This is a genomic window from Glutamicibacter sp. NPDC055354 (assembly GCF_053644955.1).
Genome location: NZ_JBSHMB010000001.1, coordinates 421,585 through 443,620, shown reverse-complemented (window position 1 = coordinate 443,620; position 22,036 = coordinate 421,585). Strand labels below are relative to the sequence as shown.

The following is a 22,036-nucleotide window of genomic DNA, read 5'->3' as shown; positions in this document are numbered from 1 at the left end:
GGCTTACTTTTGTCCCTCTTCGTCGCTGCCGTCTTCATCGCTGTTCAAGGTCAGCAGGCCTGCCGGCGGGGTAATGACTACGATGCCGGCTTCCGGATCGATCTCTGGGACGAATTCGTCGACGAACGGGAGGTAGATCTCCTGGCCGTCAGCGTCTTCGAAGACCAGCAGGTCCTGGGCGGGGTTGGTGCGCAGTGCGGTGATGGTACCGACCTGCTCGCCATCGAGCATGACCTTCAGGTCCAGCAGTTCATGCTCGTACCATTCGTCCGAGTCGTCTTCCGGCTGATCGGAAACTTCAATCTCAAGGCGCGCGCCGCGCAGGGTTTCAGCCTGGTTGCGGTCGGCGATTTCCTTGAAGGAGAGCAGCAGGATGGTCTTGTTCCAGCGCGCATTGGCGATGGTCAGCGTCTTGACCGGGCCGTCGACGACGATGAGTTCTTCGCCAGCGGTGAAGCGCTCTTCCGGGGTGTCGGTCATGACCTGGGCGGTGACTTCGCCACGGATGCCGTGGGGCTTGCCGATGCGGGCAACCTGCAATCGCATAGTCTGCTGCTCTTTCTGCACTGTGTTCCATGGCGTGTGCCGGAAGACTGGAATGGAAATTCTAGGGGTAAACACGAAAGGAGTTTCCGTCACTAGTTAGGACGGAAACTCCTTTCGTTTCGAAGCCAACTTAAAAGCCAGACCTCTAAGTTGCTTAGCCTCGGCGACGGTCGGTGTCGATTACATCGACACGTACCGGCTCCTTGGCCAACGCTGCCATTACGGTGCGCAGTGCTCGTGCGGTGCGTCCCTGGCGTCCGATCACACGACCGAGATCCTCAGGGTTCACACGTACTTCGAGCAGGTCGCCGCGGCGGGTGGACTTCAAGGCGACCTTGACGTCTTCCGGTTCCTCGACAACCCCGCGTACCAGGTGGTCTAGCGCGTCAACGAGCACTGTTACTCAGCCTCGGTAGCTTCGGCCTCTGCCTCTTCAGCAGCTGGCTTTTCAGCCTTCTTGGTGATTGCCTCTGGGAGGATCACCGAACCCTTGTCAGGAGCAACGAATGCTGGCTTAGGCTCGGCAACCTTGTAGGTGCCTTCCTGGCCATCGATGCCCTTGAACTTCTGCCAGTCACCGGTGATCTTCAGCAGTGCGTGTACCTGCTCGGTTGGCTGAGCGCCAACGGACAGCCAGTACTGTGCACGATCCGAATCGATCTCGATAACCGATGGGTTCTCGGTTGGGTGGTACTTGCCGATCTCCTCGATGGCACGGCCATCGCGCTTAGCGCGCGAGTCCATGACGACAACGCGGTAGAAAGGTGCGCGCATCTTACCGAAGCGCTTCAGACGAATCTTTACGGCCACTTTTGTGGTCTCCTGTTTCTCAACATGGTCGAATCCGATTTTTAGCACCTGTGGGGCAGGCCTTACTTACCAGACTCTAAAAGGACAGGATTCATAGCGGAGAGAGGGGCCACTGCGAATCGAGTACCCTGCAATTATGCCAGAGAGCGTGCGTGGTGGCCAACTCTAATTGGCCCCGCGCGTCGGGCGAAGATCATGAGCTTGCTCACCCTGGGGGCCGCACCCAGATGCAGCTACTAGCATTGAGTGCATGACCGTTGCTTCCGCATTGCTGGGTTTCAGTATAGTTGCCGCCCTGATGACGTTGATTCCGGGTGTCGATACCGCGCTGATCCTGCGATCGGCCATCGCCCGGGGACGCGGTGAAGCGCTGCTGGCGGCGCTGGGGATCTGCACGGGAGTATTCGCTTGGGGTGTGGCCGCGGCCGCGGGAGCTTCGGCAATTCTGGCCGCCTCATCCCTGGCCTACCAGGTGCTGGTCTATGCCGGTGCAGCCTATCTGGTGTTCTTGGGCGGGCAGATGATCCATCGGAGCCTGCGGGGCAAGCAGTTGGCCACGATCCGAGTCCCGGTATCGCACAGCAGGTATCGAACCTACCTGACCGGGCTGGTGACCAACGTGCTGAACCCGAAGATCGGCGTCTTCTATATCGCCGCGATCCCGCAGTTCACCCCGGCGGGCACCAACGCCCTATTCATGGGCATGGGGCTATCGGCGGTGCATGTTGCACTGACCCTGGTGTGGGCAGTGGCCTTGGTATACGGGGTTCGGATCGCTGGCCGCTGGCTGGGCTCAGCGAAGTCGGTGTCCTGGATGGACCGGATCACCGGGACAGTGCTGATCGGGTTCGGACTGAAAGTTGCGCTCTCGCGCCCATAGCATCTTGGCCACGCCGGCAGGTGCAGCAGTTCGCGGCTCCGGGTGCTCAGGCGGCCACCGGAACACTGTTTCTTCGCGGTACCTGCATCGGGTCCAGGTGCTTGGGCAGCAGGATGTGAGCCAGTCCCCCAACGGTAACCAGGGTCAGCAATCCTGCATGAATGGCATGGTGGTGCCTCCGGCACAGGCAGCTGCCATTGCGCGATGAAGTGCACCCGCCACGTTCCCACCAGTTGTCGTGATGGTATTCGAGCATTTCAGGCGGTGCGGTGCATCCCGGGACGATGCATCCGCGGTCGCGGGCGAAAATTGCGCGCTTCATTGCATCCGTGAAGAAGCGTTCCTTGCGTCCTACATCCAGCGGTTGCCCATCGGGTCCGAAGACCACCCGGTAGATCTCGCCTTGGCAGATCAGCTGTGCGGTGTCCGCGGAATCGAGTTTCACCCCGTGGTCGGAGGTGGCGCGAAGCTTGGCCGGATCTCCAAGATCCTGCGGATCGCGCAACTGGATATGGATGCCGATCCTTGGAATGATTCCATTGGGCGCGGCACCTGCCGTGCGCCCTCTCAGCGCGGCCAATAGTGCGTTGAGCCGGCGCTGGGCCACCGGAACCTCCCCATCGCCAAGCAGCAGGGACGCTTGGAGGCCTTCGCCTGCTCCGCCTGCGCCGCGCGTTTCCTGCTCATCAACAAGCTTGTCAGGTTGTTGCTGCGCTCCGGACAAGGATTCTTCCTCCCCGTGCCCGTCCTGGGCCCATGGCGGTGGTGGTTCCTTGCTGCTGAACAGGTCGTCGGTGGCTGATTGCCCGGCATTTGCCCCGGGATCCGCTTCCTGCTGGTCCTCTGAGGCGTTCTGGCCATCATCAGGGGCAGCGCCTGAACCGGATTTGGCGGCACGGGCGGCTTTGCCTGCCTTGGTACGCGGGTTATCGGCCTGGGCCAGGGTGGAGCGGAATTCCTCGCGCTGGGTCCCGGCGATGTAGAGCTCGTACTTGTCGCAGTCGCCCACGGTGCCTCGCGGATAGATTCCGGGTGCCGGGTTCCTGGTTTGCTTGCGGGCCCTGCGCTCGGCGGAAAGCATCGCCGCGAGCTGGGTCTCGCGTGTGGCACGGTCAGGTTCCTGCAGCAGGGCGGCGGCTTGGTGATCGAGCAGCTGGCCCTGTTCATTGCGGGCGGACGATTCCAGCGGCCGGCCTTGGAAGCTCGTGTCAGCCGGCTCGAATTTGTCCAGTGCGCGGGCCGTGCGGGCAATCAGCCGCGGGTCCAGATCCGGCGCTTCGGCGTAGAGCCTGGCCAGCTGGGACAAGCGCGGGGCGGCGGTGCTGCCATCCATGAGGCGCCGGGCGATGAGCAGGTGCGCGTCATTCACCCGGTGCTGCCCCTCATGGGCGTTGATCCCCAGCCAGCTGGCCAGGAAGTCGCCGGTGTTCTGGTAGTGGGCGCGGCCTGAATGCTGGCGGGCGGGGCGGTCGTAGCTGGTCCGCGATGCGGAAACGGCCGCCAGCTCATCGTCTTCCAGCAGGTGGGCGCCGGTTGATTCGAGATGGATAGCGCAGTGCAATTGCTCCCGCAGGGTGTAGCGGTAGAGCGTTTCAATCAGCCGTGCATGCCCCGCCGCCACCCGCGGGTCATCGGACTCGCGCAGGGTGCAGGAGAGCTTGGCCAGCAGCGCGCAGCAGGAAGCCATCAGCTCAAGGAGCACTTGGATCGCTCCGCGCGGGAGCGACCCGGTGATGGATTCGCGCAGGATCTGGATCGCTGCGGCTAGCTGGTGGATGCCCATGGACCCATCATGGGCGCGGCCAGAGGCCCGAGCTGGCAGCCATCGCCAACTGTGGATAAACCGCTAGCCGCGTTGGCGGACCTTGGATTGGCGGATGACCAGGAAGATCAGGTACGGGGCGCCAATCACCGCGGTGGCCACCCCGGCGGGCAGGATCACCGGGAAAGCCCGGGCCGCAACCAGGTCGGCCAGCAGCACGAAGATCGCCCCGATCAGCGCGGCATGGGGCACCGGCGGGATGGTGCCGCGGGCCACCAGCCGCGCGGCATGCCCGCTGGCCAGCGCAACGAAGGCCAGCGGCCCGGCGATCACGGTCGCGGCGATGGCCAGCAGCGAGGCGATGCCGAGCATCAGGACCCGGTCGCGCCCCAGGTTCATGCCCAGCGCGCGGGAGGTATCCGAATCCAGCGCCAGCACCTCGCGCTGGTTGCGCAGCAGCGCGGCCGCGGCCAGTCCCAGCACGATGACCACCGGCGCGAAGGCCAGGTCGGCCCAGGAGATCGCGTTGATGGTCCCGGCCAGCCAGGTCAGCGCCTGCTGGGCGTTGTAGATTTCTCCCAGGGTCAGCATCCAGGAGGTCAGTGCGGCGCACAGCCCGGAAAAGCCCAGGCCCACCAGCACCAGCCGGTTGCTTTCCAGGGAACTGTGCCAGACCAGCGCGAAGACCAAGGTCGAGACCAGCAAGCCGCCCAAGGTGGCGGCAATGGGCAGCCCGTAGTGCACCAGCAGTTCCGAACGCCCGCCGGCGTGCACGCTCAGGGCCAGCACGGCCACTGCACCCAGGGCCGCGCCGTTGGTCACCCCGAGGATGTCGGGGCTGGCCAGCGGGTTGCGCGCCACGTTCTGGGTCAGCGCCCCGGCCACTCCGAAGCCGGCCCCGGCCAGCACCGCAGCCACGCTGCGCGGCAGCCGGAACTCGATGATCGTCAGCTCGGTGCGCGGATCCGGGGCCGCGCCGAAGAGCGTGGCCACCACATCGCCCAGCGCGATCGGTGTGCCCCCGATGGCCAGGTGCAGGCAGAAGGCCGCGAGGGCCACGGCCAGCAGGATCAGGCCGGTGGCCACAGCGCGCCGGGCGCGCACCGCGGAAGCGGGGGTGCGGATCGCCGGGGCGCTCATACGGTGACAGCCTTGCGGCGCCGGGCCACGTAGATGAAGAAGGGCGCACCGAGCAGCGCGATGACCACGCCCACGGGCAGTTCCCCGGGGCGGGCCAGCATGCGGCCGAGCACATCGGCCACGCACAGCAGCAGCGCGCCGCACAGCGCCGAGCCGGGAATCACCCAGCGGTAGTCGGCGCCGAAGATGCGCCGGGAAATATGCGGTACCAGCAGGCCCAGGAAGGCGATCGGCCCGGCCAGGGTGACCGCCAGCCCGGACAGTGCCACGATCGCCGCCAGCCCCAGCCCGCGGGCATGCAGGGCGGTGACCCCGAGGCTGCGGGCGGAATCCTCGCCCAGGGTCAGCGCGTTCAACCCGCGGGCATTGGCCAGCGCCAGCACGGTGCCGGCCAACAGCAGCGGCCACAGCGACAAGAAGGATTCGTAGCCTTGGACCACGGAGCCGACCTGCCAGAAGCGCAGGGTTTCCAGGGCGGCCTCGCTCAGCAGCACGATGGCCGAGACCACTCCGGCGCAGAGCGCGGTGACCGCGGCGCCCACCAGCAGCAAGGTGATGGGCGATCCCCCGCGCCCGTCGATGCGCCCGATGCCGAAGACCACCAGGGCCGCCAGCAGCGCTCCGCCCAGGGCCAGCAGCGCCTGGGTCCACGCCGGCAGCGGGCCGGTGAAAGCGGCGACCGAGACGATGGCCAGGGCCGCCCCCTGGTTGATGCCCAGCAGGCCGGGTTCGGCGATCGGGTTGCGGGTGTGGCCCTGGATCAGCGTGCCAGCCATCCCCAAAGCGGCGCCGGCAGCCAGCGCGGTAACGGTGCGCGGCCAGCGGATCTCGCGGATTGCGATGTCGCTGACCTGGCCGTCGGGGGCCAGCAGCGCGTGGCGCAGCTCGGCGAAGCTGGAGGTGGTGCTGCCGATCCACAGGCTGAGCCCGATGACGGCGCCCACGCCGGCGGCCAGGGCCAGCAGCGAGCTGGTGCGCGGTGTGGTGCGGTCGATGGTGGGTGGCCTTTCTCGGGCCGCGGAGTGCGCGGCGGGTGCGTGCAGGATATGCGAAGCAGTGATGTCGCAGGACCTTGACCAGGACGGCCGGATCCATGCTACTGTTCTTCTCGCGCGCTAAGCTTACCCTTACCTAAGTGGGGCAAGCAAAAATACATCATGCGCTAATTAGTCAATCACCTTAATGGAAAGCACTCGCATGCACACTCCCCGCATTCTCGCCCTGAGCGCCGCCCTGGCCGCGGCCGCCCTGGCCCTGTCCTCCTGCGCCAGCTCCTCCCCGAGCACCGAGCCGGCAGAAACCGCCGCCACCGCGGAAGCCGATTCCAGCTTCCCGGCGGCCATCAAGCACTTCCGCGGCACCACCGAGCTGGCCGAACGCCCGCTGCGCGTCGCCGCACTGGACCCCTCCTACGTGGATGCCGCCATGCTGCTAGGAGCCGAGCTGGTGGCCTACACCGAATACCGCAAGGGCAACAACCCCTTCCCCGAGTACCTCGGCGACATCACCGAGCAGACCGACGAAGCCGTGAACGTCGGCACCATCACCGAACCGGATCTGGAAAAGCTGCTGGCCACCGAGCCGGACGTGATCATCTCCGCCGACGTGCGCCAGGGCGCCATGTACGACCAGCTGAACAAGATCGCCCCGACCATCTTCTCCGAGTCCACCGGACCAACCTGGAAGGAAAACGTGGTGCTGCTGGGCGAGGCCCTGGGCAAGAAGGAGCAGGCGGAAACGGCCGTGGCTGACTACGAGGCCCGCGCCTCCGCGGTGGGCAAGGAAATCCTGGCGAAGAAGCCCGAGACCACTTACTCGCTGGTGCGTTTCGCCGGCGAGGACACCGCGCGCCTGTACGCCACCGATTCGTTCATCGGCGAGATCATGGTGGACATGGGCATTCCGCGCCCGGAGGATGCCCCGGATACCACCGAGTCGATCTTCGTTCCGCTGTCGCCGGAGGAAATCCTGAAGGCCGACGCCGAAGTGATCTTCCAGTCCACCTGGGCCCCGGAAGGTGCCGAGGGCGACGCGTCGCGCGCCCAGGAAGACAAGTTCACCTCCAACCCGTTGTGGGAGAAGCTGGAAGGCGAGGTCATGCAGGTCGACGACTCGATCTTCCTCTCCTCGGTGTCGCTGCAGGGCGCCCACGAGGTCATCACCCAGGTGGCCGAACACTTCGAGGTCGATCCGCAGCTACCGTAAGCGGCACCCGGAAAACCGGCAATTAAAATACTCGAGTCCCTGCCCGGCGTCTTTCGCCGTAGTCAGGGACTCGATTCATTTACCGGCTCCGTGCGTGGGAGCCGGTGCCGATCAGTGGTTATCTGGCAGCTTTGCGCACCGGATCGACAGCGACCTCTGCGTGCTTCAGCCGCTTCTCAGCGCGTTTTTCCTTGATGCTCTTGCTTGGTTTTTTCGCTTCGCCCTTGCGTGGGGATTTGCTCGACATGACGTGCCGTCCTTTACCGGAGACGCGCTGCGCCTCCAACAAGTGTGGGGAGAGTACCCCATAACCTGAACCATAGGAAGTTTCGCACCGAAGAGCAAGGGCTGGAGCCTTCCCGGCGATTCTCCCACGGCGTTCGGCGAGCGCCATGGCGTTTTCGAAGATACGTTCGAATCCGCGTTGGCCGCCTCTTCGGCCACTGGGCCATCCCTGCGGTGCAGATCAGGGAAATCGAGGCCGACACGACGGCGCCTTCCCAGCGCCCGCCTAGCTTCACCGCGTAGTCTGGAACTTGGCGCGAGGAACTGCATATCTTCGCGCGAAATTAACTTTGCCGTGGTCAAACTAAGGATCATTCTCCGTGGATATCAGGGAACAGCAGCTGGACGCCTACATGGTCACGTGGAAGCTTGAGCGCGAATTCGGCGGGATGACCACCGTCTGCACCCAGCGCGCGGCCGCTTTCGCCCAGCGGCACGGTTCTGCCGCGGTGGTGACCTTCGGCCCCAACGAACAGCTCCCGCAGATCGTTGGGGAACTCGTGGAGCGCGGCAAGCTTTCGCCCAAGGTCCGGGTGCTCAATCCCTACCTCCACCTGGCGGAGCATGACCTGCAGCCGCAGGCCAGCATCCCCCAGCGGAAGGCCGAACCGGCCTGCCTGTACTTCACGGTACGCAAGTCCGTCCACCACCCCGGCCAGGGCGCCGCATTGTTCTGCGAGCACAGTGTTGCAGGCCCCGAAGACGAGGTCAAGAAGACCACGTACTACCGCAGCGATGGCACCGTCTTCTTGTCCGATATGAAGTTCCACGACGGGAAGGCCCGCCGCATCGTTGAGGCTTTTGACCGCAGCGGAACCCTGGTGGCCCGCTTCCCCAGCGCGGCGGCTTTCTACCGCCATTGGCTGTCGCAGATCGTCGACCACCCGAACTCCTTGGTGGTCATCGACAGCAAGTACACCGCGGCCATGCTCGCTTCCTGGAAACCGGTGCATGTGCCCAAGGTGTTCGCGTTCCACAGCATCCATGTGGCCAAGGGGCAGGACCTTGCCAGCGGCCAGCTCTCCAAGGGCCACGAACCCATCATCGAAGAACGATCCAACTGGGATGCTTTTGTCTTCCTGACCCACGCCCAGCGCCAGGCCTATGTGGATCGCTTCGGCGCAGCAGACTCGGCATTCGTGATTCCCAACCCGCTGACGCCTTCAATCGTGCAACCGCCGGTGCCGGCACGCAGCTCGACCGACCTCATCGTTGCCGGCTCCCTGACCCCCAACAAGAACGTAGCCGCCGCCCTGGATGTCCTTCACGAGCTGGCCCTTCGCGGCAAGCGGCCAACCCTGCACATTGTGGGCAAGGGCAGCGAACACGCCGCGCTGGCGGAACGGGCCGCCGAGCTGGGCCTGCGCGAGTCGGTGATCTTCCATGGCTATTCCGACCAGCTCCCCCGCCACTTCGCTTCCTGCACGGCGCAATTATTCACCTCGACCAACGAGGGCCAGGCGCTGGTCATCCTCGAGGCCCAGGCCCAGGGATGCATCCCGGTGTCCTTCGACATCAACTTCGGCCCTGCCGACAGCATCGCCGATGGGCATAACGGCTTCCTGGTCCGCCATGGCGATATCCAGGCCATGGCCGACCGGGTGCAGCAGCTCATGGACGATCTCGCCCTGGCCGCCCGGATGTCGCAGCAGGCCCGCACTTTTGCCAGCGAGTACCAAGCTCGCGATCTAGTCTCACTTTGGGAGGACACCATGTCCATAGCCAAGATGCTCAAGAAGCTGGGCGCGAAGAACCGCGTCCCGCATTTCGAAGCAAGGCTGCGGGGCGTCGACTTCCCCGACGGCCAGGGATTGCAGGTGCGGGTAGAGCATCGGGCCCACGTCGAAGACCTGCCCGAACCGGCAACCTTCGAGCTGGTCTTCGTCAATCGGGACAGCAAGGAAGAAATTGCGGCCGTGGCCAGCAGCAGCGTGGACGAGCAGCTGGCGGTCTTCGATGTGGAACCGCAGCTCTTGGGCGAGACCCAGGAACAGGATGCAGCGGTGGACGTGAACCTGCGCCTGCGCGTGGGCAGGGCCATGGAAATGAAGCGCCTGGGTCTGCCCGAATCAATGATCCTGCCGTACTTCACCACGCAGAAGAACCTCTCCTTCCGCCCTAAGCAGTAGCCGGGCAGCAGGTCGCATCCAGCGCGCGTTCGGGACTTGCTGACAATTCTCCAAATCCGGTCCCATAAAGTCGATCGCATGCGAATTCAGATGTCCCAACTGCGGCCGCTGCTCAAAAGCCACCGGATCCTCATGACGGTTCCGGGCATGAAGGATTTCGAGAACACCGGAAGCACCTACAATCCCGAGGCGTGGATCAGCTACCAGGAAGACCTCGCGCTGGATCCCTACACCACCTTCTGGGGAACCAGCGGAACAGCCCTTCCGCGCATGGGCGCGTTCTCCTACACCCATTCAAAACTCAACAAGGCCATCAGCGTCGGACGGTTCACCTCGATCGCCAAGGGCGTGACGGTCATGGGAGCCAAGCACCCCCTGGAGTGGGCATCGACCAGCCCGGTGTTCTACAACCAGCGGCTGCTGATGCGCACCTACGCGGCTGATCACGGCGCGGAACTGGGGACGACGAAGTACGGCTACACGCCGGGGAAGATCTCCATCGGCAACGATGTATGGATCGGCGAAAAGGTCACGCTGGGCCATGGGGTCGCCATCGGCGACGGCGCGGTCATCGCCTCAAATTCCGTAGTCACCAGTGACGTCGAGCCGTACACCGTGGTCGGCGGCCTGCCGGCCAAGAAGATCCGCGACCGCTTCGATGCGCCGACCGTCCAGGCCCTCCAGGCATCGCAGTGGTGGCAGTACGCCCCGGAGAACCTGACCCACCTGGACGTGGCCAACCCGGCCGCCTTCGCCCAGCAGGTGCTAGAGCAGGCCGAGGCAGGGAATGTACGGCCATTCCAGACGAGGCCCTTGACCGCCAAGACCATTGCCGAGCACCTGCAGGGCCTGGGCACCGGAACCGGGTGAAGACAGGAAGTGCCCCCGGGCGCTCGCCGCTTCGGCGAGCGCCCGGGGGCAATGAAGCCTCGGTGCGTTGTCTCCGCGTTAGCCTACGGCGACGCGCAGTTCGTTGTTCCAAGGGTCCCGGAAGCGAAGTTCGGCTCCGGTGTGGTGGTTTGCCACCTTGGCGTAGGCCAGCCGCTCGGCGAGCTTGCCCACTTCTTCTTCGGTCGGGACGTTGATCAGCACTTCGCCCAGCCCCAGCGTGTCCTTGCGCGGGCCGGCTCCGCGCGAGTTCCAGACGTTCATGGCCATGTGGTGGTGGTACCCGCCGGCCGAGACGAACAGTGCCTGCTCGCCCAGGGTGGTGGTTTCGTCAAAGCCCAGGGTGCTGACGTAGAACTGGCGGGCGGTTGCGACATCGCCCACCTGCAGGTGCACGTGGCCTACATCCGCAGCGGCCTTGCGCTGTTCGGCAATGGCCTGCTCGGTCAGGTGCTCATTGAGGAACTTGTTCGGATCCAGGTAGATGGTGTCCATGGCCACCTCGCCGCCGCTCCAGCTCCAGGTATCGCGCGGGCGGTCCCAGTACAGCTCGATGCCGTTGCCCTCCGGGTCGGTGAAGTAGAACGCTTCGGATACCAGGTGATCGGAGCTGCCCACGAAGCGGCTCTGGTCGAACTGGGCTGCCGACAGGACGGTCGCAGCCAGATCAGCCTTGGTGTCGAAGAGCAGCGCGGTATGGAACAGGCCCGCTTCGTTGCGCGACGGGAGCTGCAGTCCTGGCGCGTTCTGCAAGTTGACCAGTTCCTGGGTACCGCGGCCCAGGCGGGCGCCTTCGGCTGATTCGGCCAGCACTTCAAGGCCCAGGGCCTTCTGGTAGTACTCGCTCATGGTTTTCATGTCGCCGACCTTGAGCTGGACTGCGTTCATGTGGGTGGTGGCCGCTAGTTTGTCTTGCTGGAGTACTGACATGGCAAGCTCCTTTTCCAAGTGCATCGATTCCTTATTGATTAACAGCCTATCGCAAATTACTTGATGCTTCAATGAAATTGGGATGTTCAGCCGATCACAGCGAATTCTGTTCCGGAACCCCGGCTGCACGGAATCCATCCGCGAGGATTGATGAAACCGCGACCCTAGAAGTCCAGCACAAACAGCGACTGACTTCCCTGGCCAAAGAACTCAAAACCAAAAAGGAAGTAGCCCGCGAGCTGCCCGAGGATTCTGGAGGCGGGAATCCGATGGCCGAGCTCCCGCGCATGAACCATCCGCGGGGCAACTTTGCCCGCGAGTCCTAGCCATGCAACCCCAACAAGGAGAAGCCTGGCCCCTAGCAGCGGGACGCGCAGAAGAACGAAGGGCCAAACCGCTAGGCGCACCCTGGTTACCTCCTAGCAAACGACCGGATTCAGATTCGGGCCGGCCTTGCCCCTCAATCTAGGCCAATCAAATCCATGCTGGCAGACACCTGCGAAGCGAAAACACTTGCGGTCATAATAAAAGCTGGTTGCCAATCCAATTGCCAGTTCTTGCAACCAGCATCCGAAAGTCATATGCGTCAAAGAATTTGAATATTCAATAAAAATGCATAACTTGAGAACATCACTAGACTGCCCTGCAAAGCCTTCAGGGCATCCTCACTCGCACAACAAGGAACCAATAAGAATTGAAGAAAACAACTGCATGGATATCCATTGCGCTCACCGGGTCGCTGGTCACTGCAGGAGCCGTCGTCGCGGCCACGCACAATTCAGACAATCACGGAATCGTCACGCGCGTAATTGACGGTGACACCGTAGATATGACCATCGCCGGCAACGAGACGCGGGTGCGCTTGCTGAACATCGACACTCCGGAAACCGTAGACCCAAATAAGGCCGTAGAGTGCTTGGGCCCCGAAGCTTCAGAGCATTTGGAATCATTGCTTCAGCCTGGGACAAAGTCGACCTGGAGTACGACATCGAACGAGAAGATCGCTACGGCCGCACACTGGCCGCCGTCTACAAGGACGATGAGTTCATCAACAGGTCCATCGCCGCTGCTGGCCTAGGCATCGCCGTGAAGTACGAGCCGAACACCAAATTCTACAACGAGGTGCTCGAAGGGCAGAACGAAGCCGAAAAACGCACCTCTGGCCTATTCAGTCCGGAAGTATCTTGCACAATCGCCTCGCAAGCCAGCAATGCAATCTACGCGCTCAATCAGGTTCCAGACGAAGCCGCCACGGCCATCGACGAAGCCGAGTCCTTGGCGGGAGAAGCTGCAGCCGCCGTGGCAGCAGGTCTCGCGACCAGCAAGGCACTCAAGTCCATAACTCCCAGCTCCCACCCAGTTACGGCGGCCCTGCTCGCAAGTTCATTCAAGGACGCGGTTGGCACCCTCGAGCACTCAATCAATGAAACCCAGAAGCTAGAAGACAAGCATTCTGAGCGCCGCAATGAGCTCATCAAGGAAGAAAAAGAACGCAAGAAAAAAGAGGCCGCAGCTAAAGCCAAACGCGAGGCCGAAGCCAAGCGCAAAGCTGAAGAAATCGCGGAACGTCAGGCCGCGCAACGCGCGGCCGAACGTCAAGCCGCAGAGCGACAGGCCACATCGCAACCAAGGGCCACTACGCCACGACGCAGTACGCCAATACAGCCTTCGGTACCTAAAAATTACAATGGCCCACGCTGCTACGCACCAGGGGGAAAAACATGGAAGCCCTGTGGTTAGCTCATCAGGACTGCTAAGCGACAGCTAGTAATTCAAAGCCGGCCGAGCCTCGCGCATTCCAGTATTGCGCGGGGCTCGTCCATTTATTCAGGTCAAGTACCAGCACGCTTCCTCTTCCACTCGCTAGGACTTCCAAGTATATTGACTGGTGATCCACCTCACCTTGGGTTTTGGTGGTTTAACCAGAGCTACGGAAGGTTAGTTGTGAGCGTTACCGAAGAATTCAGAGCAGCCCGTGACCGTCTCCTGGAGCTAAGGGAGGATTACCACCAGGCTCGCGCCGAGTTCGCATGGCCGGAATTCACCGAGTTCAATTTCGGCTTCGACTGGTTCGACCACGTCGCCCGGGATCCGCAGCGCTCCGAGCGCCCAGCACTGGTCATCGCCGAATCCGACGGCAGCTGCACCCAGCGGACCTGGGCAGAACTATCAACCCGGTCCACCCAACTTGCGCGCTGGCTCAGCGACCAGGGCATCAAGCGCGGGGATTCAATCGCCATCATGCTGGGCAACCAGGTCGAGCTTTGGGAATCGATGCTGGCAGGCATCAAGCTGGGTGCGGTCATGGTCCCCTGCACCACGCAGCTGACGCCCACCGATCTGGCCGACCGCATTGCCCGCGGCCATATCCAATGGGTCGTCACCAACGAGGGCGAAATCCCCAAGTTCGAATCGGTGCCGGGCGATTACACGCTGATCCAGATCGGCGGGCAGCCGCCGGCTGGCATCCTCGACTACTCCCAGTCATCCTCGGCAGAAGCGGCCTTCGCACTGGAGCACCCGACCCGCGCCGATGAAACGCTGCTGCGCTATTTCACCTCCGGCACCACTTCGAAGGCCAAGCTGGTCGAGCATACGCATACCTCGTATCCGGTCGGGCACTTGAGCACGATGTTCTGGATCGGCCTCGAACCAGGCGATGTCCACCTGAACGTCGCCTCGCCGGGCTGGGCAAAGCACGCGTGGTCCAACTTCTTCACCCCGTGGATCGCCGAAGCGACGGTCTTCATCTACAACTACGACCGCTTCGACCCAGTGGCCCTGATGAACCAGATGGACGCCCAGCAGGTCACCAGCTTCTGCGCGCCACCGACCGTCTGGCGCCTGCTCATCCAGGCCGACCTCGGTGCGCTGGAGCATCCGCCGCAGAAACTGGTCTCGGCCGGCGAGCCGCTGAATGCAGAGGTCATCGACCAGGTCCACAAGGCCTGGGGGCAGGTGATCCGCGACGGGTTCGGGCAGACCGAAACCACGGTGCAGATCGCCAATCCCCCGGCGGAGCCCATCACCATCGGCGCCATGGGACGCCCGATGCCCGGCTACGAGATCGTGCTGCGCGATCCGGCCACCGGGGAAGAAGGCGATGTGGGCGAGATCTGCCTGGTCACCGCCCAGCGCCCGCTGGGTCTGATGAAGGGCTATTTCGAGAACGAGGAAAAGACCAATGAGGTCTTCCGGGACGGGGTCTACCACACCGGGGATATCGCCGAGCGGGACGAACGCGGCGTCCTGACCTATGTGGGGCGCGCCGATGACGTCTTCAAATCCAGCGACTACAAGATCAGCCCTTTCGAACTCGAATCGGTTCTGATTGAGCATCCGGGCGTGGCCGAAGCGGCCGTCGTTCCAGCACCGGATGAGCTGCGGCTGACGGTGCCCAAGGCCTACATCGTCGCTTCCGGCGGGCATGAGCCCGGACCGGAATTGGCCGAATCGATCCTGGCGTACTGCCGCGAGCACCTTTCGGCTTTCAAGCGCATCCGCCGGCTGGAATTCGCGGACCTGCCCAAGACGATCTCGGGCAAGATCCGCCGGGTGGAGCTGCGCCAGGCCGAAGAGGACCGGCACCGCGCCGGCGCCCCGGCGGGCACCGAATACAGGGACACCGACTTCCCGAATCTCAAGGGGTAGAGACCTCGAGCATCCAGGGCGCTTTCCGGACATGGCTTCGGCAGGCGCCCTGGATTTTCCTCTTCCCTCGAAACGTCCGCCAGCCCATCGCTACTCCCCTTCCTCGCGTCAAGCCGCCAGGGCTCGCTTCGGGTTTATTTCCAGAGGTTTCCCGCTTAAGAAGCCAATAGTTTACATCGTGAGCTGACACTCATACTATGAGTTCTCATGCCGTGGCTTATGTCACACTGCTCCCCGATTCCTCTAGAACGGATCCAACATGTCCGATATCGCGATTCTGATAAATACCGCGGTGGCCGTGCTTGCCGCCGTGGTGCTTATCGTGAGATTCAAGGTCAACCCAGTCATCGCCTTGGTCATTGGCTCGCTCTACCTGGGCCTATCCACCGGCTTGGGAGTCACCAAGACCATCGCGACCATCACCCAGGGTTTCGGCGACATCATGGTGGAAGTCGGACTGCTGGTGGCTTTCGGCGTGCTGATGGGTTCCATCCTCAATGAGACCGGGGCCATCCGCCGCTTGGTCGAGCACCTGCTGAACACCTTCGGCCCCAAACGGCTGCCCTACACCATGGCGTTGGCTGTCAGCACCGCGCTGCAGACCATTTTCCTCGATGTGCTGCTGGTCATCGCGGCCCCCTTGGCCCGGCGCATGGCGCCGAAAATCGGCAAGCACGGAACCGCGCGCATTGCCACGGCCATGGCCATCGCCGGCGAGGTCGGCATCGTCCTCATGGTCCCTGGCGTCGGCGCCGTCGCCTTGGCCGGTATGCTTGAAGTTCCCCTGGGCAAGATGCTGATCTTCGGCCTGCTGGTCGTCGTGCCCACGGTCTTGATTTCCGTCGCCATCATGTCCTTCTTCTTCGACCGGGGCTTCTGGAAAGCCGAGAGCGATGAGCAGCTGCTGGCGCAAGAGGAGCCGACACCGGGAACCCGCAAGCTGGAGCGCGGCGAAGGAACCGGCCAGGATGCGGCACGCACCGGCAACGCCGGAACGGCCGCCGCGGCCACCGCGGTGCAGACCGGGCAGCGCCGCGAGGCGCCCCTGTTCCTGCTCTTCCTGCCGCTGCTCGCATCCTTGCTGCTCATCGCCAGCGGCGCGCTGGCCGAAATCCTCGGCTATGAAGCCAGCTGGATCCAGCTGGTCGGCAATCCGGTAGTTGCCCTGCTCATCGGCCTGGTCGGAACGATCGCCGTGGCACGCTACACCATCGGCCAGAAGGCGATTGACCGCGGCGTGGCCAGCGGGTTCAGGGAAAGCGGGCAGATCCTGTTGCTGACCGGTGTCGGCGGCTCCTTGGCAGCCACGGTTTCCACGGCTGGATTGGGCGACATCATGGGCCAGTTCTTCTCGGCCAGCACCGTTGCACCACTGGTAGTGGTCTGGGGCATCGCGGCCCTGCTTCACATTGCCGTAGGCTCGGTGACCCTTTCCGGGATTACTGCGGCAAGCCTCTTGGCACCGATCGCCCCGAGCCTGGGCATCGACCCGGTGCTCATCGCGTTGGCGGCAGGTTCCGGAGCGCTGTTCATGGTCCATGTCACCTCGAACACCTTCTGGCTCCTGCAGTCGTTGTTCGGGCAGACCGTGCGCGGTGCCCTGAAGACCGTCAGCGTAGGCGTCTCGGTCGCATCCATCGTGGCCCTTGGAATGGTCATGATCCTCAACATCTTCATTTAGCGCGACAGCAAAGGAACGGCAGAACATGTCAGAGCACATCGCCCCATTGACGGGTGTCCGCGTTCTCGAATTGGGCAATTACATTGCCGCCCCCACTGCAGGCCGGCTCCTGGCGGACTTCGGCGCCGAGGTCATCAAGGTGGAACGCCCGGGAACCGGGGACGAGCTGCGAAATTGGCGGCTCAAGAAGGGCAGCGTCTCGATGCTGTACCGGACGATCAACCGCAACAAGAAGTCCATCGTCTTGGACCTGCGCAGCGATGCCGGCCGGGAGGCCGTGCTGGAACTGGCCAAGCACTGCGATGTGCTGCTGGAAAACTTCCGTCCGGGCACCTTGGAGAAGTGGGGCCTGGGTCCAGAGGAACTCAGCGCCGTGAATCCGGACCTGGTGATCACCCGCATCTCGGCCTTCGGCCAGACCGGGCCGCTCTCCGAGCGCCCGGGCTTTGCCGCCGTGGCCGAAGCCTTCAGCGGCTTCCGCAATCTGGTGGGCGATCCGGATCGCGCGCCGGTTCGTGTCGGCGTATCGATTGGCGATTCCATTGCCGGACTGTACGCCGCGTTCGGCGCGGTGATGGCGCTCTACCAGCGGGAGATGGCGCGCGGGGAAAAGGCCTCCCTCGGGTTGGACCATCGCGTGATCGATGTGGCGTTGCACGAGGCGATGTTCTCCATGATGGAATCTTTGCTCCCGGACCACGGCGCCTACGGCGAAACCCGGACCCGCACCGGTGGACGCATGGAAGGCATCGCGCCATCCAATGCCTATGTCTGCGCCGATGGGGCCAGCATTGTCGTGGCCGGAAACGGTGACGGGATCTACCGCCGCTACATGGAAGCCATCGGCAGGCCGGAGCTCGGGGCCGATCCGCGGCTGCAGGGCAATGCCCAGCGTTGGGAGGCAAGGGAAATGCTGGATGCCGCCATTGGCCAGTGGGCCGCAAGCGTGGATTCGAGCACGGCCCTGGCCATCCTCGATGCGGCAGGAGTTCCCGCTGGCCCGATCTACACCGCAAAGGACATTGCCAACGAGCCGCAATACATCTGCCGGAACATGATCCAGCATCTGGATGTCTCCACCGGCGAGGAAACCTTGCACGGTGTCGGCTTCCCCGGCATCGTGCCGGTCATGGGAGGCACCTCGCTGCCCATTCGGAACCTCGGCCCCGACCTCGGGGAGCATACCGAACAGGTACTGGGCGGATTGCTGGGAATGACCGATGCGCAAATCGCGCAAGCCTCGGCTGGCGAAAGGAATATCGCGTGAGCTACTCATTCACCCCCGCAGCCGCGTTGCGCGACGTCACGCTGCGTGACGGGCTGCAGCTGACCGGGAAGCTGCTGAGCACCCCGGAGAAAATCAGGACCGTGCGCGAGTTGATCCGGCTCGGAGTACAGGAAATCGAGCTCGGCTCCATGGCGCGTGCCGATCTGGTGCCGCCCATGGCCGATACCCTCGATGTTGCCCGGGGGCTGCGCCCCGACGAGCTGGAACGCTGCTGGATCTGGGTGGCGACCCCGGGGCATGTGGCCAAGGCGGCCAAGGCGGGTATCCGGAACTTCCAGTATTGCCTCTCTGTTTCTGATGCGCACAACCAGGCGAACATCGGGCGCAGCACGGAGGCGAGCCTCGCTGCCCTGCCAGAAGCCGTGCGCTATGCCCAGGAAGCCGGCGGGCGCATCCAGCTGTGCCTGGCCACCTCGTTCACCTGCCCTTTCGAGGGGCAGGTCCCCGCCGAGCGCGTGCTGGACATCGCCAATGATCCACGGGCCGAGGGCACCTGCGACATCGTCATCTGCGACACCCTGGGCCAAGCAGTTCCGGCACAGGTCGCCTCGCTCATTTCCAGGGTGCGCGGCGAAACGCCGCAACGGCGCATCGTGTTCCACGGCCACGATACCTGGGGGCTGGGTGTTGCTAATACGCTGGCAGCCATTTCGGCAGGAGCCACCCTGGTTGATGGAGCGCTCGGCGGCTTGGGAGGCTGTCCCTTCGCCCCCGGGGCCAGCGGGAACACTTCCAGCGAGGACATCCTGTTCGCCACCCAGCCGCCATGGCTCACGCCGCAGCGCTTTGCCGGGCTCGTCGGGCTCTCCGAATCCTTGCTGCAGGAGCTGGGCGAGCCGAACCGTTCCAAGTCGGCCCAGGGGGCGCGTTCCAAGGCAGAAGCCTTTGCCTGGGTGATCCCCTCTGATGCCACGCCGGATTGCGGAACGAGCCTCTAGTGCCGCTGCTGCCTGGTGCCGCCGCGGCCCTCGGACCGGGCGGGCGGCGCTAGGCGGAAGGCCGGTGGGTTTCGCCCGGGAAGCGTCCGCCGATCAGCCGGGTCATCCGTTCAGCAGTGTCCAGCAACGGTTCGATCCAGCTCTGGCAGATCTCCCGCGGCATGCGCAGGGTGGGTCCGCTGATGGTCACCGCCGCCACCAGGCCCGCCGCGGAATCGAACACCGGTGCGGACAGTCCCGAGGCCCCGCTTTCACGCTCCCCCGTGGTGATCGCGAAGCCATCGGCGCGGGTCTGCTGAACCGCTTTCTCCAGGCTGGCCATGCCGGTAATCGTGGCATCGGTCAACGGCTGCAGCTGTGATTCCTGCAACCGCTGCATGAGCTCGGGCTTCCAGGCCAGCAGCACGCGGCCGGCAGATCCGGCATGCAATGGGGCGAGCTCACCCAGGTGCATTTCCCTGCGCAGCGCGTGGCGCGTTTCGGCAATGCCCACGCACACGCGGAATTGCTGCTCGGCACGGAAAAGGCAGGCTGTTTCGCCGGTGAAGTCGCGCAGTTCGCGCAACGACGGGCTGATGACGTCCAGCACTTCCCGCCCCCGGGTCGCCGGCGCGGCCCAGTAGGCCATTTTCATCCCGATGCGGAAGCCGTCATCCTCGCGGTCCAAGAAACCCTGCCCCACCAAATTCGCGACAAGACGCTGCACCGTGGAGGCAGGCAAATCCGTTGCTTCACGGATATCGGCCAAGTTCATCACCGGCTGGCGCAGTGAAAAGGAATCGAGGATGGAACTGATTTTTCCCAAGACCAACAGGGGGTTGTGCTTCTTGGCGGGGGTCTCTTCCTTTGGCATATTCCAGACGCTAGACCATCGGCATCTGCGAGTCCAGTTGCCTGCCCGGCACTGCTCTCAGGATCCATGGCCAGCCCGCCACCGTCAGCGTCCCCGCCAACGGGTTCAGCCGGATCGGGCATTCGGTCACTATGCATGCCCGCACAGGAAGCTAGTGGACAAAATTCGTGAACTTCAGCACCTGCACCACGCATGGTGACGCAACAATTCGCCAGAACTGTGCACTGAAGTATATTGAATCCTGAAGACCGAAGAATTCTGTCGGGCGCAGGCGCCCATCACGCAAAGGACCCCCATGGGCAATACCGAGAAGTTCCGGGCAGCACGCGATCTGCTGCTGGCAGCACGCGATGACTACGACCGGGCTCGGGCAGAGTTCACGTGGCCGGAATTCACCGATTTCAACTTCGCCTACGACTGGTTCGACGAGGTAGCCAAGGACCCGGCGCGGGCCAATGAGCCGGCACTGATCCTCACTGAACCCGATGGCAGCTCGGCACGCTACAGCTGGGCCGAACTTTCGCGCCGCTCCACCCAGGTGGCCCGTTGGCTTTCCGACGAAGGCCTGCAGCGCGGCGATACCATCATCGTCATGCTGGGCAACGAGGTGGCCCTCTGGGAAGTGATGCTGGCCGGCATGAAGCTCGGCGCAGTCATCATCCCGACCACCACGCAGCTGGTCAGCGCGGACCTCGCCGACCGCATCGAGCGCGGCAACGCGAACTGGGTGATCACCAGCCATGACCAGGTCGCCAAATTCGAAGCAGTCCCCGGGGACTACCGGATCGTGCAGGTCCGCGGGCAGGCCGCCGAAGGGACCTTGCACTATGCCAAGTCCCACGACGCTCCGGCCGAATTCCGCCTGGACTCCCCGACCCTGGCCGATGAGAACATGCTGCTCTACTTCACCTCGGGCACCACCTCGTTGGCGAAGCTGGTCCAGCACACCCATACCTCGTACACCATCGGCCACCTGGCAACGATGTTCTGGATCGGCCTGGAACCAGGCGATGTCCATCTGAATGTGGCGTCCCCCGGGTGGGGCAAGCACGCCTGGTCGAATTTCTTCGGCCCGTGGATCGCCGAAGCGACGGTCTTCGTCTACAACTACGAGCGCTTTGATCCGCTGGCGCTGATGAACCAGATGGATACGGAGAAGGTCACCAGCTTCTGCGCACCGCCCACCGTCTGGCGCTACCTGATCCAGGCGGACTTAGGCAGCTTGCAGACTCCCCCGCGCAAGCTGGTCTCTGCCGGCGAGCCATTGAACGCCGAGGTCATCGACCAGGTGCGCACCGCGTGGGGGCAGGTGATCCGTGATGGCTACGGGCAGACCGAGACCACCGTGCAGATTGCCAATTCGCCGGGCACCGAGGTGAAGGTCGGCGCGATGGGCCGCCCGATGCCGGGCTACGCGGTGGAGCTGCGCAATCCGACCACCGGGCAACTGGCCGAAATCGGGGAAATCTGCCTGCGCCTGGATCCCCGGCCTGCCGGCTTGATGAAGGGCTATTTCGCCGATCCGGAGAAAACCGCCGAGGCGCTGCGTGGCGGCGTGTACCACACGGGAGATATCGCCGAACGCGATGATGAAGGCGTCTTGACCTACGTGGGGCGTGCCGACGACATCTTCAAATCCAGCGACTACAAGCTCAGCCCCTTCGAACTGGAGTCAGTGGTCCTGGAGCATCCCGCGGTGGCCGAGGTGGCGGTGGTGCCTTCGCCGGACCCGCTGAAGCTCTCGGTGCCCAAGGCCTTTGTGGTGCTGGCCTCGCACGTCGAGCCCGGCGCGGAGGTCGCCAAGGACATCCTCGGCTTCTGCCGCGAGCACCTGGCTCCGTACAAGCGGATCCGGCGGCTCGAATTCACCGCGCTGCCCAAAACCATTTCAGGCAAGATCCGCCGCGTGGAGCTGCGCCTTGCCGAGGAAGAGCAGCATGCGGCCGGCACGACCCCTAGCGGCGAGTACCGGGATACCGACTTCCCTGAGCTGAAGGAACGCGGCTAGGAACGACAAGCAGAAGACAGCCCGGCGGGAAGCGGATCCAGC

The 22,036-nt window shown here is 63.7% G+C and carries 20 protein-coding genes; 11 read left to right on the top strand and 9 right to left on the bottom strand.

The features are described from left to right. Positions 1–3: 3 nt before the first annotated feature. The 3 genes from rimM to rpsP form a co-directional block, all read right to left on the bottom strand. Positions 4–546: a ribosome maturation factor RimM gene (gene rimM, locus ACWICV_RS01940; protein WP_133833441.1), complete on the bottom strand. Its 543-nt coding sequence runs from the start codon at positions 544–546 to the stop codon at positions 4–6. A 154-nt stretch (positions 547–700) separates the two neighbouring features. After that, positions 701–943: an RNA-binding protein gene (locus ACWICV_RS01935; protein ID WP_038991490.1), complete on the bottom strand. Its 243-nt coding sequence runs from the start codon at positions 941–943 to the stop codon at positions 701–703. Between the two features lie 2 nt (positions 944–945). Next, positions 946–1,356: a 30S ribosomal protein S16 gene (gene rpsP, locus ACWICV_RS01930; protein ID WP_105657730.1), complete on the bottom strand. Its 411-nt coding sequence runs from the start codon at positions 1,354–1,356 to the stop codon at positions 946–948. A 250-nt stretch (positions 1,357–1,606) separates the two neighbouring features. Here rpsP and ACWICV_RS01925 point away from each other — a divergent pair, with 250 nt between their 5' ends. Continuing rightward, entirely contained in the window at positions 1,607–2,236 is a 630-nt protein-coding gene (locus ACWICV_RS01925) for a LysE family translocator (protein ID WP_402472941.1), read from the top strand. Positions 2,237–2,282: 46 nt separating this feature from the next. Here the strand turns inward: ACWICV_RS01925 and ACWICV_RS01920 are convergent, their stop codons facing one another. The 3 genes from ACWICV_RS01920 to ACWICV_RS01910 form a co-directional block, all read right to left on the bottom strand. Further along, positions 2,283–4,019, bottom strand: coding sequence for a hypothetical protein (locus ACWICV_RS01920; protein ID WP_454090821.1), 1,737 nt, complete (start codon positions 4,017–4,019; stop codon positions 2,283–2,285). Between the two features lie 63 nt (positions 4,020–4,082). Continuing rightward, a complete protein-coding gene (locus tag ACWICV_RS01915; protein ID WP_402472936.1) occupies positions 4,083–5,138 on the bottom strand; it encodes a FecCD family ABC transporter permease in 1,056 nt (351 codons plus the stop codon). Beyond that, positions 5,135–6,082, bottom strand: a complete 948-nt coding sequence (locus ACWICV_RS01910; protein WP_454090822.1) for a FecCD family ABC transporter permease — start codon at positions 6,080–6,082, stop codon at positions 5,135–5,137. Before ACWICV_RS01910 ends, ACWICV_RS01915 begins: the two co-directional genes overlap by 4 nt. 253 nt (positions 6,083–6,335) lie before the next feature. On the opposite strand from ACWICV_RS01910, the gene ACWICV_RS01905 reads away from it, so the two are divergent. Then, the gene (locus ACWICV_RS01905; RefSeq protein WP_332727382.1) at positions 6,336–7,343 is read left to right on the top strand and encodes an iron-siderophore ABC transporter substrate-binding protein; all 1,008 of its coding nucleotides are present in this window, start codon (positions 6,336–6,338) and stop codon (positions 7,341–7,343) included. 118 nt (positions 7,344–7,461) lie between these two features. Here the strand turns inward: ACWICV_RS01905 and ACWICV_RS01900 are convergent, their stop codons facing one another. Continuing rightward, positions 7,462–7,590: a hypothetical protein gene (locus tag ACWICV_RS01900; protein WP_402472931.1), complete on the bottom strand. Its 129-nt coding sequence runs from the start codon at positions 7,588–7,590 to the stop codon at positions 7,462–7,464. A gap of 358 nt (positions 7,591–7,948) precedes the next feature. Here ACWICV_RS01900 and ACWICV_RS01895 point away from each other — a divergent pair, with 358 nt between their 5' ends. Further along, entirely contained in the window at positions 7,949–9,757 is a 1,809-nt protein-coding gene (locus ACWICV_RS01895; RefSeq protein WP_454090823.1) for a glycosyltransferase, read from the top strand. A gap of 78 nt (positions 9,758–9,835) precedes the next feature. Further along, the gene (locus ACWICV_RS01890) at positions 9,836–10,627 is read left to right on the top strand and encodes a CatB-related O-acetyltransferase (protein ID WP_400288901.1); all 792 of its coding nucleotides are present in this window, start codon (positions 9,836–9,838) and stop codon (positions 10,625–10,627) included. Between the two features lie 78 nt (positions 10,628–10,705). On the opposite strand, the gene ACWICV_RS01885 is transcribed toward ACWICV_RS01890, so the two are convergent. Continuing rightward, entirely contained in the window at positions 10,706–11,575 is an 870-nt protein-coding gene (locus tag ACWICV_RS01885) for a VOC family protein (protein ID WP_454090824.1), read from the bottom strand. 694 nt (positions 11,576–12,269) lie between these two features. Between ACWICV_RS01885 and ACWICV_RS01880 the strand changes: the two genes are divergently transcribed. The 6 genes from ACWICV_RS01880 to ACWICV_RS01855 all read left to right on the top strand — a co-directional run bounded on the left by ACWICV_RS01880 (position 12,270) and on the right by ACWICV_RS01855 (position 19,133). Next, on the top strand, positions 12,270–12,653 hold the full coding sequence (locus ACWICV_RS01880) for a thermonuclease family protein (protein ID WP_454090825.1): 384 nt from the start codon (positions 12,270–12,272) through the stop codon (positions 12,651–12,653). Further along, positions 12,551–13,315 (top strand): thermonuclease family protein, encoded by a 765-nt coding sequence (locus ACWICV_RS01875; protein ID WP_454152489.1) that lies wholly within the window; start codon positions 12,551–12,553, stop codon positions 13,313–13,315. Before ACWICV_RS01880 ends, ACWICV_RS01875 begins: the two co-directional genes overlap by 103 nt. Before the next feature lie 204 nt (positions 13,316–13,519). Beyond that, complete coding sequence (locus ACWICV_RS01870) at positions 13,520–15,226, top strand: AMP-binding protein (RefSeq protein ID WP_133833450.1); 1,707 nt, start codon at positions 13,520–13,522, stop codon at positions 15,224–15,226. Between the two features lie 259 nt (positions 15,227–15,485). Next, positions 15,486–16,907: a GntP family permease gene (locus tag ACWICV_RS01865; RefSeq protein WP_454090826.1), complete on the top strand. Its 1,422-nt coding sequence runs from the start codon at positions 15,486–15,488 to the stop codon at positions 16,905–16,907. A gap of 25 nt (positions 16,908–16,932) precedes the next feature. Beyond that, on the top strand, positions 16,933–18,174 hold the full coding sequence (locus ACWICV_RS01860) for a CaiB/BaiF CoA transferase family protein (RefSeq protein ID WP_454090827.1): 1,242 nt from the start codon (positions 16,933–16,935) through the stop codon (positions 18,172–18,174). Then, the gene (locus tag ACWICV_RS01855) at positions 18,171–19,133 is read left to right on the top strand and encodes a beta/alpha barrel domain-containing protein (protein ID WP_332595302.1); all 963 of its coding nucleotides are present in this window, start codon (positions 18,171–18,173) and stop codon (positions 19,131–19,133) included. Before ACWICV_RS01860 ends, ACWICV_RS01855 begins: the two co-directional genes overlap by 4 nt. 49 nt (positions 19,134–19,182) lie before the next feature. On the opposite strand, the gene ACWICV_RS01850 is transcribed toward ACWICV_RS01855, so the two are convergent. Further along, positions 19,183–19,986 (bottom strand): IclR family transcriptional regulator, encoded by an 804-nt coding sequence (locus ACWICV_RS01850; protein WP_400288889.1) that lies wholly within the window; start codon positions 19,984–19,986, stop codon positions 19,183–19,185. A gap of 295 nt (positions 19,987–20,281) precedes the next feature. Between ACWICV_RS01850 and ACWICV_RS01845 the strand changes: the two genes are divergently transcribed. Beyond that, a complete protein-coding gene (locus ACWICV_RS01845; RefSeq protein ID WP_400288888.1) occupies positions 20,282–21,994 on the top strand; it encodes an AMP-binding protein in 1,713 nt (570 codons plus the stop codon). The last annotated feature ends 42 nt before the right edge of the window (positions 21,995–22,036 follow it).

Excerpts from the sequence above, each read along its gene's own strand:
- rimM (WP_133833441.1), bottom strand. The coding sequence starts at position 546 with ATGCGATTGCAGGTTGCCCGCATCGGCAAGCCCCACGGCATCCGTGGC.
- ACWICV_RS01925 (WP_402472941.1), top strand. The coding sequence starts at position 1,607 with ATGACCGTTGCTTCCGCATTGCTGGGTTTCAGTATAGTTGCCGCCCTG.
- ACWICV_RS01920 (WP_454090821.1), bottom strand. The coding sequence starts at position 4,019 with ATGGGCATCCACCAGCTAGCCGCAGCGATCCAGATCCTGCGCGAATCC.
- ACWICV_RS01915 (WP_402472936.1), bottom strand. The coding sequence starts at position 5,138 with ATGAGCGCCCCGGCGATCCGCACCCCCGCTTCCGCGGTGCGCGCCCGG.
- ACWICV_RS01905 (WP_332727382.1), top strand. The coding sequence starts at position 6,336 with ATGCACACTCCCCGCATTCTCGCCCTGAGCGCCGCCCTGGCCGCGGCC.
- ACWICV_RS01900 (WP_402472931.1), bottom strand. The coding sequence starts at position 7,590 with ATGTCGAGCAAATCCCCACGCAAGGGCGAAGCGAAAAAACCAAGCAAG.
- ACWICV_RS01890 (WP_400288901.1), top strand. The coding sequence starts at position 9,836 with ATGCGAATTCAGATGTCCCAACTGCGGCCGCTGCTCAAAAGCCACCGG.
- ACWICV_RS01885 (WP_454090824.1), bottom strand. The coding sequence starts at position 11,575 with ATGTCAGTACTCCAGCAAGACAAACTAGCGGCCACCACCCACATGAAC.
- ACWICV_RS01865 (WP_454090826.1), top strand. The coding sequence starts at position 15,486 with ATGTCCGATATCGCGATTCTGATAAATACCGCGGTGGCCGTGCTTGCC.
- ACWICV_RS01860 (WP_454090827.1), top strand. The coding sequence starts at position 16,933 with ATGTCAGAGCACATCGCCCCATTGACGGGTGTCCGCGTTCTCGAATTG.
- ACWICV_RS01850 (WP_400288889.1), bottom strand. The coding sequence starts at position 19,986 with ATGCCAAAGGAAGAGACCCCCGCCAAGAAGCACAACCCCCTGTTGGTC.
- ACWICV_RS01845 (WP_400288888.1), top strand. The coding sequence starts at position 20,282 with ATGGGCAATACCGAGAAGTTCCGGGCAGCACGCGATCTGCTGCTGGCA.